This window comes from Cupriavidus ulmosensis (genome assembly GCF_977008105.1).
Genome location: NZ_CDRMWP010000002.1, coordinates 1,353,375 through 1,366,524, shown reverse-complemented (window position 1 = coordinate 1,366,524; position 13,150 = coordinate 1,353,375). Strand labels below are relative to the sequence as shown.

The 13,150-nt window shown below is 71.8% G+C and carries 13 protein-coding genes; 6 read left to right on the top strand and 7 right to left on the bottom strand.

Going from position 1 to position 13,150, the window contains the following annotated elements; genetic code table 11:
* Window positions 1-103 precede the first annotated feature (103 nt).
* Genes ACWTPI_RS25745 through phnN form a run of 3 tightly spaced genes read left to right on the top strand, consistent with a single transcriptional unit; the run spans window position 104 to window position 2,690 of the window.
* Window positions 104-1,297, top strand: coding sequence for an alpha-D-ribose 1-methylphosphonate 5-triphosphate diphosphatase (locus ACWTPI_RS25745; RefSeq protein WP_020203582.1), 1,194 nt, complete (start codon window positions 104-106; stop codon window positions 1,295-1,297).
* 20 nt (window positions 1,298-1,317) lie between these two features.
* Window positions 1,318-2,052 carry a DUF1045 domain-containing protein gene (locus ACWTPI_RS25740; RefSeq protein WP_454734018.1) on the top strand — a complete coding sequence of 245 codons (735 nt, stop codon included), beginning with the start codon at window positions 1,318-1,320 and terminating at the stop codon, window positions 2,050-2,052.
* Entirely contained in the window at window positions 2,049-2,690 is a 642-nt protein-coding gene (gene phnN, locus ACWTPI_RS25735; RefSeq protein ID WP_454733124.1) for a phosphonate metabolism protein/1,5-bisphosphokinase (PRPP-forming) PhnN, read from the top strand. Before ACWTPI_RS25740 ends, phnN begins: the two co-directional genes overlap by 4 nt.
* A 46-nt stretch (window positions 2,691-2,736) precedes the next feature.
* Here the strand turns inward: phnN and ACWTPI_RS25730 are convergent, their stop codons facing one another.
* On the bottom strand, window positions 2,737-3,657 hold the full coding sequence (locus tag ACWTPI_RS25730; RefSeq protein ID WP_454733123.1) for a LysR family transcriptional regulator: 921 nt from the start codon (window positions 3,655-3,657) through the stop codon (window positions 2,737-2,739).
* Window positions 3,658-3,782: 125 nt separating this feature from the next.
* On the opposite strand from ACWTPI_RS25730, the gene ACWTPI_RS25725 reads away from it, so the two are divergent.
* The 3 genes from ACWTPI_RS25725 (at window position 3,783) to ACWTPI_RS25715 (ending at window position 7,408) form a co-directional block, all read left to right on the top strand.
* Window positions 3,783-4,976, top strand: a complete 1,194-nt coding sequence (locus ACWTPI_RS25725) for an FAD binding domain-containing protein (RefSeq protein WP_454733122.1) — start codon at window positions 3,783-3,785, stop codon at window positions 4,974-4,976.
* A gap of 55 nt (window positions 4,977-5,031) precedes the next feature.
* The gene (locus tag ACWTPI_RS25720; protein ID WP_454733121.1) at window positions 5,032-6,234 is read left to right on the top strand and encodes an alpha/beta hydrolase family protein; all 1,203 of its coding nucleotides are present in this window, start codon (window positions 5,032-5,034) and stop codon (window positions 6,232-6,234) included.
* Between the two features lie 61 nt (window positions 6,235-6,295).
* Window positions 6,296-7,408, top strand: a complete 1,113-nt coding sequence (locus ACWTPI_RS25715) for an alkene reductase (RefSeq protein WP_454733120.1) — start codon at window positions 6,296-6,298, stop codon at window positions 7,406-7,408.
* A 24-nt stretch (window positions 7,409-7,432) separates the two neighbouring features.
* On the opposite strand, the gene ACWTPI_RS25710 is transcribed toward ACWTPI_RS25715, so the two are convergent.
* From ACWTPI_RS25710 to ACWTPI_RS25685, 6 genes are all read right to left on the bottom strand, one after another.
* On the bottom strand, window positions 7,433-7,939 hold the full coding sequence (locus ACWTPI_RS25710) for a GNAT family N-acetyltransferase (protein WP_020203589.1): 507 nt from the start codon (window positions 7,937-7,939) through the stop codon (window positions 7,433-7,435).
* A gap of 1 nt (window position 7,940) precedes the next feature.
* Window positions 7,941-8,486 carry a phosphonate degradation HD-domain oxygenase gene (locus ACWTPI_RS25705; protein ID WP_059414162.1) on the bottom strand — a complete coding sequence of 182 codons (546 nt, stop codon included), beginning with the start codon at window positions 8,484-8,486 and terminating at the stop codon, window positions 7,941-7,943.
* 67 nt (window positions 8,487-8,553) lie between these two features.
* Complete coding sequence (gene phnE, locus ACWTPI_RS25700; RefSeq protein WP_020203591.1) at window positions 8,554-9,345, bottom strand: phosphonate ABC transporter, permease protein PhnE; 792 nt, start codon at window positions 9,343-9,345, stop codon at window positions 8,554-8,556.
* Between the two features lie 177 nt (window positions 9,346-9,522).
* Window positions 9,523-10,518, bottom strand: coding sequence for a phosphonate ABC transporter substrate-binding protein (gene phnD / locus ACWTPI_RS25695; protein WP_020203592.1), 996 nt, complete (start codon window positions 10,516-10,518; stop codon window positions 9,523-9,525).
* Window positions 10,519-10,627: 109 nt separating this feature from the next.
* Window positions 10,628-11,458, bottom strand: coding sequence for a phosphonate ABC transporter ATP-binding protein (gene phnC / locus ACWTPI_RS25690; protein ID WP_059414160.1), 831 nt, complete (start codon window positions 11,456-11,458; stop codon window positions 10,628-10,630).
* 251 nt (window positions 11,459-11,709) lie between these two features.
* Window positions 11,710-13,035: an aspartate aminotransferase family protein gene (locus tag ACWTPI_RS25685; RefSeq protein WP_454733119.1), complete on the bottom strand. Its 1,326-nt coding sequence runs from the start codon at window positions 13,033-13,035 to the stop codon at window positions 11,710-11,712.
* Between the last annotated feature and the right edge of the window lie 115 nt (window positions 13,036-13,150).

The following is a 13,150-nucleotide window of genomic DNA, read 5'->3' as shown; positions in this document are numbered from 1 at the left end:
CCGCATCGTTTTCCAGGCCATTGCGGCATCATGCGATGGCCGCCCGAGCAACAAAATTGGTCTAGACATCCGCTTGTCATCTGACCACGCTAAGGTCGCCAGCATGGATACCACTCTCGCCCCTCATCCCACTCTCGCCGGCCTCAGCGGCCGGCGCGTCCTCACCGCCGGCGGCATCGCGCCGGCCAGCCTGGCGTTCCGCGACGGCTGCATCGGCGCGCCCGGCGCCGCCGGCCCCACGCTCGACGCCGGCGACCTGCTGGTGCTGCCCGGCATCGTCGACATCCACGGCGACGCCTTCGAGCGCGCGGTGATGCCGCGCCCCGGCGTCAGCTTCCCGTACGCCGGCGCGCTGTTCGACGTGGACCGCCAGCTGCTGTCGCACGGCATCACCACCGAGCTGCACGGCGTCACGCTGTCGTGGGAAGGCGGACTGCGCGGCGAGGCCTATGCCGAGCGCATGTTCGACGGGCTGGAGCGCATGCGCGGCGCGCTGGGCGCGCAGCACCACGTGCACCTGCGCTTCGAGGCGCACCACGTGGGCGGGCTGGACACCGCGCTGGCGTGGATCGCCAGCGGCAAGGTGCGCTTCCTGGCCATCAACGATCACCTGCCGATGATGCTCCGGCGCATGCAGGACACGCGCAAGCTCGCCGGCTACGCCGAGCGCGCCGAGTGCGACACGGCCACCTTCCGCGCTCGCCTGGAGCAGGCCGCCGCGCGCGCCGGCGAGGTGCCCGCCACCGTGGCCCGCCTGATCGCCGCGGCGCGCGCGGCCGGCCTGCAGGTGGCCTCCCATGACGACGGCGACGCCGCCACGCGCCAGGGCTTCCACCAGCAGGGCTGCCTCGTCGCCGAGTTCCCGCTGACCGTGGACGTGGCCCGCGCGGCGCGCGCGCTGCGCAACCTGACCGTGTTCGGCGCGCCCAACGTGGTGCGCGGCGGCAGCCACACCGGCGCGCCCGACGCCACCGAGATGATCGCCGCGGGCCTGTGCGACGTGCTCGCCTCCGACTACTACTACCCGGCGCCGCTGCAGGCCGCCTTCCGCGTCGCCCAGCTCGGCGTGCTGCCGCTGCCGGCCGCGTGGGACCTGGTCTCGCGCAACCCGGCCCGCGCCGCCGGCCTGACCGACCGCGGCACGCTCGGCCCCGGCCTGCGCGCCGACGCCATCCTGGTCGACGACCGCAACCCCGCCCTGCCCCAGGTCTGCGCCACCATCGTCGGCGGCGTCCTGCACCACGCCACGCGCGCCTTCCCGCTGCAGCAAGCCGGCGGCGAGCGCCGCGCCGCTTGACCCCACGCCCGCCCAGCCCGATGCAGCCGCCCGCCTACCGCTACGCCATCTACCTCACTCCCGCGGCGCCGTGGCGCGACCTCGGCGCGCGCTGGCTCGGCCGCAGCGCCGAGACCGGCGCCCCGGTCGAGCGCCTCGCCGGCGATGCGCGCCTCGCGCGCTGGACCGAGGCGCCCGCGCACTACGGCCTGCACGCCACGCTCAAGGCGCCGTTCCGCCTCGCGCCCGGCCGCACGCCCACCGCGCTCGACGCCGCCCTGCGCGCATTCGCGCTCGACCGCCATCCGTTCGCGGTGCCGCTGGCGCTGCGCAACCTGCGCGGCTTCCTGGCCTGGTGCCTGGGCGACGACCACGCCGCCAACGCGCGCATGCACGCGCTGGCGGACGCCGCAGTGCGCGAGCTCGACGCATTCCGCGCCCAGCCCACCAGCGCGGAAATCGCGCGCCGCGAGCCCGACGCGCTGCAGCCCGAAGCGCGCCGCATGCTCGAAGCCTGGGGCTACCCCTATGCGTTCGAGACCTTCATCTTCCACATCACGCTCAGCGGCCAGCTCGACGCGGCCGACCAGGCCGCCGCCACCGCGCTGCTGCAGGCGCACGCCGGCCACCTGCTGGCCACGCCGATGCCCGTGCGCGACGTGAGCCTGTTCGTCCAGCCCGCGCCCGACGCGCCGTTCGTGGCCGCGCGCCACTACGGCTTCGACGGCAGCACCGCCGACGCCGCCGGCGCGGCCCTGCTGGAGGAGGCGGCATGAGCAGCGGCATCAGCGATGTCACGAGCGATGTCACGCGCGACGCCGGCCGCCAGCTGGTCTACCTGATGGGCCCGTCGGGCAGCGGCAAGGACTCGCTGCTGCGCGCGCTGCACGAGCGCCTGCGCCCCGGCGAGCGCGTGGTGATCGCGCACCGCTACATCACGCGCGCCAGCGGCGCCGACGAGGCCAGCGTCGCCATCACGCCGGCCGAGTTCGCGCGCCGCGCGGCGCTGGGCTGCTTCGCGCTGCAGTGGGACAGCCACGGCCTGCATTACGGCATCGGCATCGAGCTCGACCACTGGCTGGCGCAGGGCCTGTGCGTGGTCGTCAACGGCTCGCGCGAATACCTCGCGCAGGCGCACGCGCGCTACCCCGGCCTGCACGCGGTGCAGGTCGGCGTGCGGCCCGAGGTCCTGGCGCAGCGCCTGCGCCAGCGCGGCCGCGAGGACGAAGCCGACATCGCCCGGCGCCTGGCGCGCGCGGCCGAGCCGTTTGCCGTGCCGGCGGGATGCCGCTTCACCGAAATCGACAACAGCGGCAGGCTGGAGACGGCGGCGCAGCGCTTGCTGGAAGTCGTGCGGGAAGCGCAGGAAGGCGCCGGCGGAGACACCGGGCTGCCGGCCGCGCGGCGCGCCTGAATGTCACGCAGTGGCGGCGGCGCGCAGCCGGCCGCCACCGCGCCATTCAGGCGTTGCCCTGCCGGTCCCAGTACGGCGGCGCGCCGAAACGCTCGATGAAGAAGTCCACGAACGCGCGCACCTTCTGCGAGGCGCGCCGGTTCGGCAGGTAGACCGCCTGGATCGCCCCGCCCGCGCCCAGCCCCGCCTCCCAGCCCGGCAGCACGGCGCGCAGCCGGCCGGCCTCGATGTCGGCGCCGACCAGCCAGCTCGGCATCAGGATCAGCCCCATGCCGCCGATGGCGGCCTCCCGCAGCATCTCCGAATTGTTCGCGCGCAGGCTGCCGCCGACGCGCACCGCCTCGTCCGAGCGCCCCGAGAAGCGCCAGATGCTGCTGCCGCGCGCGTAGGAGAAGGTCAGGCAGTCGTGCCCGGCCAGTTCGGCGGGCGCCTGCGGCTCGCCGCGCCGGGCCAGGAAGTCCGGGCTCGCGCACACCAGCCGCCGGTGCGGCGCCATCCTGCGCGCCACCAAGCTGGGGGCGTCGACGCTGCCCAGCCGGATCGCCAGGTCGAGCCGTTGCGCCACCAGGTCGACCACGTCGTCGGTCATGGTGAGATCGAGCCGGATGCCGGGATACATGCGCGCAAACTCGGGCAGCGCCGGCGCGATGTGCAAGCGCGCGAACGCCACCGGCAGGCTCGCCCGCAGCAGCCCGCGCGGCGGCCCGGCGGCCTCGCCGGCCTCCAGGTTGGCGCTCTCCAGGTCGCCCAGGATGCGCACCGCGTGCTCCAAGTAGCTCTCGCCCACGCTGGTCAGCGTCACGCTGCGCGTCGAGCGGTTCAGCAGCTGCGTGCCGAGGCTGGTCTCCAGCGCGTCCACCTGCCGCGTGACCGACGACGTGGCCACGCCCATGCGCCGCGCCGCGGGCGCGAAGCCGCCTTCCTCGATGACCGCCACGAAAGCCTTCAAGGCAGCGAATGTGTCCATGCACGGGGTCCGGTTTATCGTTGCGTACAGCGCAACGCACCTGCCGAACCTTACCCGATTATCAGCGCCGTCGCTACGGCCTAAAGTGAGGGCGTCAACACCACCACCGCACCCCGGAGCCGACCATGCCAGCCTCCCGCCCCCAGCCTCCCCGCCCCGAGACCCCGTCCCGGCGGCGCGCGCTCGTCGTCGGCGGCTCGCTCGGCGGCCTGTTCGCCGGCAACCTGCTGCGCCGCGCCGGCTGGGAGGCCGACATCTACGAACGCTCCCCGCGCGACCTCGACAGCCGCGGCGGCGGCATCGTGCTGCAGCCCGAGGTCGTCGAGGCCTTCCGGCTGTCCGGCGTGACGCTGCCGGACAGCGCGCTGGGCGTGGGCTCGCAAGCGCGCGTGGTGCTGCGCCCCGACGGCTCGGTCCAGAGCCGCCGGGACGCGCCGCAGACGCAGACCTCGTGGTCGCTGATCTATTCGACGCTGCGCCAGGCGTTCGGCGCGGCGCACTATCACCAGGGCCGCGCGCTGGCCGAGGTCCGCCAGCTTGCCGACCGGCGCGTCATGGCGATCTTCGAGGACGGCACGCAGGCAAGCGCCGACCTGCTGGTCGGCGCGGACGGCGGCAACTCGCGCATCCGCCGGCAACTGTGGCCGCTCGCGCAGCCGTCCTACGCCGGCTACCTCGCCTGGCGCGGCCTGCTGCCCGAGGACGCCATGCCGGCCGTCGCCCGGGAGGCCCTGCATGGCGACTTCGGCTTCGCCAACAACCGCGGCTCCCATATCCTCGGTTATCTCGTGCCCGGCCCCGGCAACGACACGCGCCCCGGGCACCGCCTCTACAACTGGGTCTGGTACCGCGTGGCCGGCGCCACGCAACTGCGCAGCATCATGACCGACGCAACCGGGCGCCACCGCGGCCACGCCATTCCCGAAGGCCTGCTGGCGCCGGCGTGGCGCGAGCACGTCTACCGCGAGGCCGACGCGCTGCTGCCCGCGCCGTTCCGCGCGGTGGTCAGGGCCACCGCGCAGCCCTTCGCCCAGGCCATCCGCGACCTCGCGGTGGACCACATGGTCGACGGCCGCGTGATCCTGCTGGGCGACGCCGCCTCGATTCCCCGCCCGCATACCGCCGCCAGCACCTCGAAGGCCGCCGCCAACGCCATCGCGCTCGCCGCCGCCCTGCGCGCCTTCCCGGACGACCCCGACCGCGCGCTGGCAAGCTGGGAGCCGCAGCAGGTGCTGCTGGGCCAGCGCCTGCGCGACCACGGCCGCGACATCGGCCAGCGCCTGCTGTTTCATGCCGCCCATCCCGTCGGCGTGGGCTAGCCGCCCACGCGCCACACCCAGGTCTTTTTTTCCACCCGAGCCAAGGAGCCATGCCATGAAATTCCTCTTCGACGACGAATCGTTTTCTTTCGAAACCCTGCGCACCGCCGGCTTCGCCAACTACGGCGGCGCCGATCTCGGCGAGGTCATCGTCACCGCGCGCGCCATTCCCGAAGGCGACGAAGCCGCCTGGCTGAAGCAGTGGGAAGCCACCGCCGACCGCGTGGCCCGCATCGGCGAAAACGCGCTCGCCGCGGGGCACCGCGTGAGCGCGCGCGAAGCGTTCCTGCGCGCCTCCAACTACTACCGCACGGCGGAGTTCTTCAAGCGCGCCGCGCCCGTGGGCGACGCCGACGTCGCGCGGCTGTCGGGCCGCTCCACGCAGACCTTCATCCAGGCCGCGCAACGGCTCGACACGCCGTTCGAGATCGTCGAGATCCCCTACGAGGGCACCACGCTGCCCGGCTACCTGTTCCTGGCGGACAGCACCGGCGAGCCGCGCCCCACCGTCATCTACAACAACGGCTTCGATTCGACGCAGGAAGAGTCGTACGTGGCGATCGGCGCCGCGGCCCTGCGGCGCGGCTACAACGTGCTGGCCTTCGACGGCCCCGGCCAGGGCGCGGCGATCCGCCGCGCCGGGCTGCCGTTCCGCCACGACTGGGAGCACGTCATCACGCCGGTCATCGACTTCGCGCTCACGCGCCCGGAAGTCGACCCCGCCAGGATCGCCCTGTTCGGCTACAGCCTCGGCGGCTACCTGGTCGCCCGCGCCGCGGCCTTCGACCACCGCCCCGCCGCGATCATCCTCGACGACGGCATCCTGGACTTCCACGCCGCCTTCGAGCACATGCTGCCGCCGTTCCTGCTGGACTGGATCGGCGCGCACAAGGACGCCGAAGCCGACGCGGTGCTGCGCATGCTGATGCTCGCCAAGACCGGCGCGCGCTGGGCCATGCGGAACGGCATGTGGACCTTCGGCACGTCCTCGCCCAGCGAGTTCGTACGCCTGACGCGGCGCTACACGCTCGCCGGCGTGGCCGGCGACATCCGCGCCGCCACGCTGGTGCTCGACGCCGAGAACGACCAGTTCCTCAAGGGCCAGCCCCAGGCGATCCACGCGGCGCTGAACGCGCCCAAGGCGCTGGTGACGCTGACCGAGGCCGAAGGCGCCGGCGAGCATTGCCACATGGGCGCGATGTACCGCGCCCACCAGACCATCTTCGACTGGCTCGACGACACCCTGGCCCGCGCCTGACCCCTGCCGCAGGCTGCCGTGCGCCGCGCGGCGGCACCCCCTCACCCCACGGAGCAAGACCATGAACCAGCACCTCTTCCGGCCGATCGCGCTCGGCCCGCTCACCCTGAAGCACCGCGTCGTCATGGCGCCGCTGACGCGCTCGCGCGCCGGCCAGCCCGGCGACGTGCCCACCGCCATGAACGCCGAATACTACCGGCAGCGCGCCGGCGCCGCGTTCATCGTCACCGAGGCCACGCAGATCTCGCGGCAAGGCCAGGGATATGCGTGGACGCCCGGCATCTACAGCGACGCGCAGGTCGAGGCCTGGCGCGCGGTCGGCGACGCCGTGCACGGCCAGGGCGGCACCATCTTCATGCAACTCTGGCACGTCGGCCGCGTCTCGCACCCGATGTTCCAGCCCGACGGCGCGCTGCCGGTCGCGCCCAGCGCCCTGCCCGTGCCGGGCAAGACCTTCATCATCGACGAACAGGGCAAGGGCGCCTGGGGCGACATCCCGGTGCCGCGCGAACTCACGGTGGAAGACATCGGCGCCATCGTCGCCGACTACCGGCGCGCCGCGCGCAACGCGATGCGCGCCGGCATGGACGGCGTGGAGATCCACGCCGGCAACGGCTACCTGCTCGACCAGTTCATCAACAGCAGCAGCAACCACCGCCAGGATGCCTACGGCGGCAGCATCGAGAACCGCGCGCGCCTGCTGCTGGAGGTGGTGGCAGCCGTGACGGACGAAGTGGGCGCCGGGCGCGTCGGCGTGCGGCTCACGCCGATGGGGCGCTTCATGGGCATGGGCGACGACACCCCGGAGGCCACCTTCGGCCATATCGCCAGCCGGCTCAACGACTGGAACCTGGCCTATCTCCACCTGGTGGAGCCGGCCATCGCGGGAACCGTGAAGGATGAGAGCGCCGACCCGCGCCGCGACGCCATCATCGGCCAGATGCGCGCGGCCTACCGCGGCGTGCTGATGCTGGCCGGCGGCTACGACGGCGAGGCCGCCGAGCAGGCGCTGGCCAGCGGCCGGGCCGACCTGATCGCCTTCGGCCGCCTGTTCATCGCCAACCCCGACCTGCCCGCGCGCCTGCGCGGCGGCCACCCGCTCAACACGCCCGACGCGGCCAGCTTCTTCGGCGGCGACAGCCGCGGCTACACCGACTATCCGGCGCTCGGCTGAACGGCAGGCGGCCCGGCTGGCGGCTCAGCCTCCGGCCAGGTCGATGCTGAAGCTGATGCCGTGCTCGCGGAAGCCGAGCCGGCGGTAGAACTGGTGCGCCTGCAGCCGGCGCCCGTTGGACGACAGCGCCAGCTTGTCCGCGCCGGCCTCGCGCGCCAGCCGCATGGCGGCATCCATCATGGCCGAGCCGACGCCGCCGCCGCGCGCGCTCTGCGTGACCACCACGCCTTCGATGACGGCCTCGTTGTGCCCGGCGTGCACCAGCACCGGAAACACCAGCAGGCTGAAGGTGCCCAGCGCCGCGCCGCCGGCATCGCGCATCAGGTAGCAGCGGTAGTCGGGCACGGCCCGCACGCGGGCGAACAGCGCGCGCATGCGCGGCAGCGGCAGCGGCGCCTCGCCGTCCATCTCGGACAGCAGCGCGGCCACCTGCGCCAGCTCGGCGTCGGTGCCGGTGACTTCGTGCAGCGTCAGCGCGCCCGGCGCGGCGGACACGACATCGCCCCGGCCCGGCGCATTGTCCTCGGCCATGTCAGGCCGCCTGTGCCGGCCGGCGCAGGCAGCGCGCCACGATCGGCAGGTAATGTTCCAGCGGCGGCGTGGCGAGGCCGACCACCTTGGCGAGATCGTCGTAGCGGCGCAGGCGCACCGCCTCCGCGCCGTGGGGCTGCGCGAGGAAGGCTTCGGCCTGGGCCGCGTCGAACGGGCCGCCCTGCAGCGCCAGGCTCTGCTGCGAAGCCGGCGACAGCGCGGCCTGGTAGCCCGGCTCGATGGCGCACAGGTAGCGCTTGGCGGCCACGTGCAGGCGGACCGGCTCGGTCACGGCCGGGCCGAAGCCGACCGCGAGCAGGTCGGCGCCGACTTCCTGGTGGCGCATGTCGGTGGTGCTGTCCTCGGCCATCACGAGGTGGCCGAGGTCGTGCAGCAGGCTCGCCACCACCAGCGGCTCGGGGTCGCCGGCCTGCTCGGACAGGTGGGCGCATTGCAGCGCGTGCTCGGTCTGGGTGATGGCTTCTCCGCCGTAGTAGTTGGCGCCGTGGCCGGAGAAAAGGATTTCGATGCGCCTGAGGATGGTCATGAACTGATGTGTCGAGTGGAAAAGCCGGCGTCTTCCGGGTTGCGCGCCGGACGTGGTGGCGTCGCGCTCAGACCAGCGCCTTGCGGATCTGGGCGGACAGCACGTCGATGCCGGTGACGAAGATGACGATGATGATCATCACGGCGCAGGTCTCGGCGTACTGGAAGCTGCGGATGATCTCCCACAGCACGGTGCCGATGCCGCCGGCGCCGACGATGCCCAGCACCGAGGCCGAGCGCACGTTGGATTCGAAGCGGTACAGCGCGAACGAGATCCACAGCGGCAGCACCTGCGGGATCACGCCGTAGACGATTTCCTCCAGCGCGTTGGCGCCGGTGGCGCGCACGCCCTCGACCGGGCGCGGGTCGATCGACTCGGTCGCCTCGGAGAACAGCTTGGCCAGCACGCCGGTGGTATGCACCCACAGCGCCAGCACGCCGGCGAAGGGCCCCAGACCCACCGCCACGATGAACAGCATGGCGAACACCATTTCGTTGATGGCGCGGCAGGCGTCCATCACGCGCCGCATCGGCTGGTAGACCCAGCCCGGCACGATGTTGGCCGAGCACGCCAGGCCCAGCGGCACCGCCGCCACCACGGCCAGGAAGGTGCCCCAGATGGCGATCTGCACCGTCACGATCATCTCGTCGAGATAGATGCGCCAGTCGCGGAAGCTCGGCGGGAAGAAGTCGGCGGCGAACTTGCCCATGTTGCCGGAATCGCGCAGCAGGTCGAGCGGGCGCATGTCGGCGCCCTGCCAGGACAGCGCCAGCAGCGCGAGCACCACGGCCCACACGAACAGGACTGGCAGGCTGGTGCGCGGCGGACGGGCGGCGCGGGGCGAGGTGGCTGGGATCATGGCGGGGTTGGCGGGACGATGCATAAAGACAAGAAAACCGGAAGCCCGGAAAGGCGGGCGTGAGTACTGCGGCGCCGCCCGGGCGGCCCGCCCCGGTTCTGCGGGACGGGCCGCGCGCGGCGGCGCGGCTGCTGCGGTACGGCTGCTACGTTGCTGCGGTGAAGCTGGCGGTGGCGCTTACTGGGCGCTGGCCGCGGCGACCTTGTCCAGCTCGGCCAGCTTGCGGCTCACGTCGGCCAGGCGCTTTTCCTTGTCGGCGCCGGCCAGCGTGGTGTCGGACTCGATCTTGGCCTTTTCCTTGGCCAGCTCGATCTGGCGGATCGGCACCAGTTGCGCGTCGGTCGAGGCGCGGAAGCCCTGGTACGTCAGCGGGGCCAGGTTGGCCTTCTCGCGGGCGGCGTCGGCGCCCTTGCCGTAGTTGACGAAGAAGGTCTTGATCTTGAGCTTGAGGTCGGCCGGCAGGTCCTTGCGGTAGACCAGCGGATCGGCCGGGATCAGCGGCGACTTCCACAGCACGCGCACCTGGTCGTAGGCGTTCTTGCCGGTGTTGATGCGATAGCGCTCGAAGTTCTCGGTGTTGTTCACCGCCACGTCGACCTGCTTGTTCAGCACCGACAGCAGGTTGGTTTCATGGTTGCTCACGCGCACGGTCTTGAACAGCGTCTTCGGCTCGATATTGCGCGCGCCCCACAGGTAGTGGCCCGGCACGGCGGTGCCGGAGGTCGAGTTCGGATCGCCCGCGCCGTAGCTCAGCGACTTGCCGTTCTTGATGACGTCGTCGACCGACTTCAGGTCACTGTCCTTGTTGACGATCAGCAGCGACCAGTAGCCGGGGTTGCCGTCCTTGTCGATCACCGAGGCGAACACTTCGCCGTTGGCGCGGTCCACGGCTTCCATCGCCGCCTTGTTGCCGTACCACGCGACCTGCACCTTGTTGAAGCGCATGCCTTCGATGATGCCGGCGTAGTCGGAGGCGAAGAACGGCTTGACCTGCATGCCGAGCTGCTTGCTGAGGTCGTCGATCACCGGCTGCCAGGCCGACTTCAGGTTGGAGGAGGTCTCGGTCGAGATAAAGCCCATCGTGATGGTCTTGCCTTCCTGGGCAAGGGCGGGCAGCGACAGCGCGCTGGCGGCGCCGGTCGCGATCAGGGCAACAAAGGTTCTGCGCAGCATGTAAAGGCTCCGGGAGAAAACGGGATTGAGGCTGGGTTGGGATTGCTTGCGGTAAGACTGGCGAAAGCGCTACGGGAAAGACATCGGCACCGGTGCGGGACGCGCGGCGTCAGGCGGCCGCCAGCCCGGCAGGCGCCAGCGCCGGCGCGTCCTGCAAGGCGTCATGCGGCAGGAGTTCGTCCGCTTCGGTGCCGTAGAGGTCGCGCAGCATGGCCGCCGTCAGCGCCGCCGAGGGGCCGTCGTAGACCACCTGGCCGTGGCGCAGCGCGACCACGCGCGGGCAGTAGCGCATCGCCACGTCCACCTGGTGCAGCGACACCACCACCGCCACCTTGCGCGTGCGGTTGATCTGCGCGAGCAGCTCCATCACGCGGCGCGCGGATTCCGGATCGAGCGAGGCGATCGGCTCGTCGGCCAGGATCACCTGCGCGTTCTGCACCAGCGTGCGGGCGATCGCCGCGCGCTGCTGCTGGCCGCCCGACAGGGTCGAAGCCCGTCGAAACGCATAGTCGTCTATACCAACCTGGGCAAGCGCTTGCAGCCCCGCGTCGATTTCCTCATTCCGGAAATAACGCACCAGACTGCGCCACAGCGGCACGCGCGGCAGCATGCCGGTCAGCACGTTGGTGATCACCGGCAGGCGCCCCACCAGGTTGAACTGCTGGAACACGAAGCCGATCTCGGCGCGGGCGCGGCGCACGTCGCGCGCCAGGCGCCCGTCCTGCTGGATCACCCGCCCGTTGACGACGACCTTGCCGGCGCCGGCGTCGCCAGCCACGAAACCGGCCAGATGGCGCAGCAGCGTGGACTTGCCGGAGCCGGAAGCGCCCAGCAGCGCCACCATTTCACCCTGGGCGACGGCGAGGCCGACATTGTCCAGCGCCTTGCGTCCCGCCTGGAACGACTTGGACAAGCCGTGCACTTCGATCGCATGCGTCATCCCGCTCTCCTTGCATCATCACTTGCATAAACAGTGAGCGCATTCTGGGTGGCGCTGATGACAAAACGATGAAGGTTCGAGCATGGCGCCCTGGAAAGCGGCCAGGCATGCCGCCGGCGCATGCCAAGCGGTGCCGGGACGACATGGCGCCCGGCCGCGGCGCGCGACCGGGGGGGGCCGCTTTCCGGCGGGCGGCCCGTCCTGTAGACGGGAGACGACATTGCCGACGCCGGTCCCGCCCCGGGCGCGCCTCAGCCCGGCAGCACCGCCGCCACCGAGTCGGCGAAACGCGCAACGATGCGGTCGATGTCCTGCGCCGTGCAGATGAACGGCGGCGCGAACAGCACGTGGTCGCCATGCACGCCGTCGACCGTGCCGCCCATCGGATAGACCAGCAGCCCGTTCTGCATCGCCGCGGACTTGAGCCGCGCATGCGTCTTCAGGGCCGGGTCCAGCGTGGCCTTGCTGGCGCGGTCGGCCACGAACTCCACGCCGACGAACAGCCCGCGCCCGCGCACGTCGCCCACGTTGGGGTGATCGCCGAGCGCCGCGCGCAGGCCCGCGCGCAGCTGCTCGCCGCGCGCCCGCACGTTGTCGAGCAGATTCTCCTCGGCAATCGTGCGCTGCACGGCCAGCGCCGCCGCGCACGCGGTGGCGTGGCCGATGTAGGTATGGCCATGCTGGAAGAAACCGCTGCCGCCCACGATGGCGTCATAGATGCGGCCAGTCGACAGCATCGCGCCGATCGGCTGGTAGCCCGCGCCGAGGCCCTTGGCGATGGTCACGATGTCGGGCACCACGCCGTCTTCCTCGCACGCGAACAGGTAGCCGGTGCGGCCCATGCCCGCCATCACCTCGTCGAGGATCAGCAGCACGCCGTACTTGTCGCACACCGCGCGGATACGCCGGAGGTAATCGGCCACCGGCGGCACCGCGCCGGCCGTGGCGCCCACCACCGTCTCCGCCACGAAGGCCGCCACGCTGTCCGGCCCCAGTTCCAGGATCATCGCTTCCAGCTCGTCGGCCAGCCGCTGCGCGTATTGCTGGCCGGTCTCGCCGGTGCGCTGGTCGCGGTAGGCATAACAGGGCGAGACGTGATGCGCCGGCACCAGCAGCGGCAGGAACGGCTCGCGCCGCCAGGCATTGCCGCCGATGGCCAGCGCCCCGAGCGTGTTGCCGTGATAGCTCTGCCGGCGCGCGATGAAATGGCGGCGCGCGGGCTGGCCGGTCTCCACGAAATACTGCCGCGCGAGCTTCAGCGCCGCCTCCACCGCCTCCGAGCCGCCCGAGACGAAATACACGTGATCGAGATCGCCCGGCGCGGCGCGCGCGAGCGTGTCGGCCAGCGCCTCCGACACCTCGGTGGTGAAGAACGAGGTATGCGCGTAGGCGATGCCGTCCAGCTGCCGCTTGATCGCCTCGATCACGCGCGGATGCCCGTGGCCGAGACAGGACACCGCCGCGCCGCCGGACGCATCGAGATAATGCTTGCCGTGGTTGTCGATCAGCTCGATGCCGCGGCCGGCGACGGCCACGGGAAGCGCCTGGCGCGGATTGCGGTGGAAGACGTGGGTCATGATGTGCGGTACGGGAACGGGGCGGAGATGCCGGCCCGGGCAAGTATAAGGAAACGCTGCCGCGCATGCAACATATGTTTCTCAAATACGATTAATGGATTCACTTGATTCCGAC

Coding starts and splice junctions, on each gene's coding strand:
- ACWTPI_RS25745 (WP_020203582.1), top strand. CDS start 104: ATGGATACCACTCTCGCCCCTCATCCCACTCTCGCCGGCCTCAGCGGC.
- ACWTPI_RS25740 (WP_454734018.1), top strand. CDS start 1,318: ATGCAGCCGCCCGCCTACCGCTACGCCATCTACCTCACTCCCGCGGCG.
- phnN (WP_454733124.1), top strand. CDS start 2,049: ATGAGCAGCGGCATCAGCGATGTCACGAGCGATGTCACGCGCGACGCC.
- ACWTPI_RS25730 (WP_454733123.1), bottom strand. CDS start 3,657: ATGGACACATTCGCTGCCTTGAAGGCTTTCGTGGCGGTCATCGAGGAA.
- ACWTPI_RS25725 (WP_454733122.1), top strand. CDS start 3,783: ATGCCAGCCTCCCGCCCCCAGCCTCCCCGCCCCGAGACCCCGTCCCGG.
- ACWTPI_RS25720 (WP_454733121.1), top strand. CDS start 5,032: ATGAAATTCCTCTTCGACGACGAATCGTTTTCTTTCGAAACCCTGCGC.
- ACWTPI_RS25715 (WP_454733120.1), top strand. CDS start 6,296: ATGAACCAGCACCTCTTCCGGCCGATCGCGCTCGGCCCGCTCACCCTG.
- ACWTPI_RS25710 (WP_020203589.1), bottom strand. CDS start 7,939: ATGGCCGAGGACAATGCGCCGGGCCGGGGCGATGTCGTGTCCGCCGCG.
- ACWTPI_RS25705 (WP_059414162.1), bottom strand. CDS start 8,486: ATGACCATCCTCAGGCGCATCGAAATCCTTTTCTCCGGCCACGGCGCC.
- phnE (WP_020203591.1), bottom strand. CDS start 9,345: ATGATCCCAGCCACCTCGCCCCGCGCCGCCCGTCCGCCGCGCACCAGC.
- phnD (WP_020203592.1), bottom strand. CDS start 10,518: ATGCTGCGCAGAACCTTTGTTGCCCTGATCGCGACCGGCGCCGCCAGC.
- phnC (WP_059414160.1), bottom strand. CDS start 11,458: ATGACGCATGCGATCGAAGTGCACGGCTTGTCCAAGTCGTTCCAGGCG.
- ACWTPI_RS25685 (WP_454733119.1), bottom strand. CDS start 13,035: ATGACCCACGTCTTCCACCGCAATCCGCGCCAGGCGCTTCCCGTGGCC.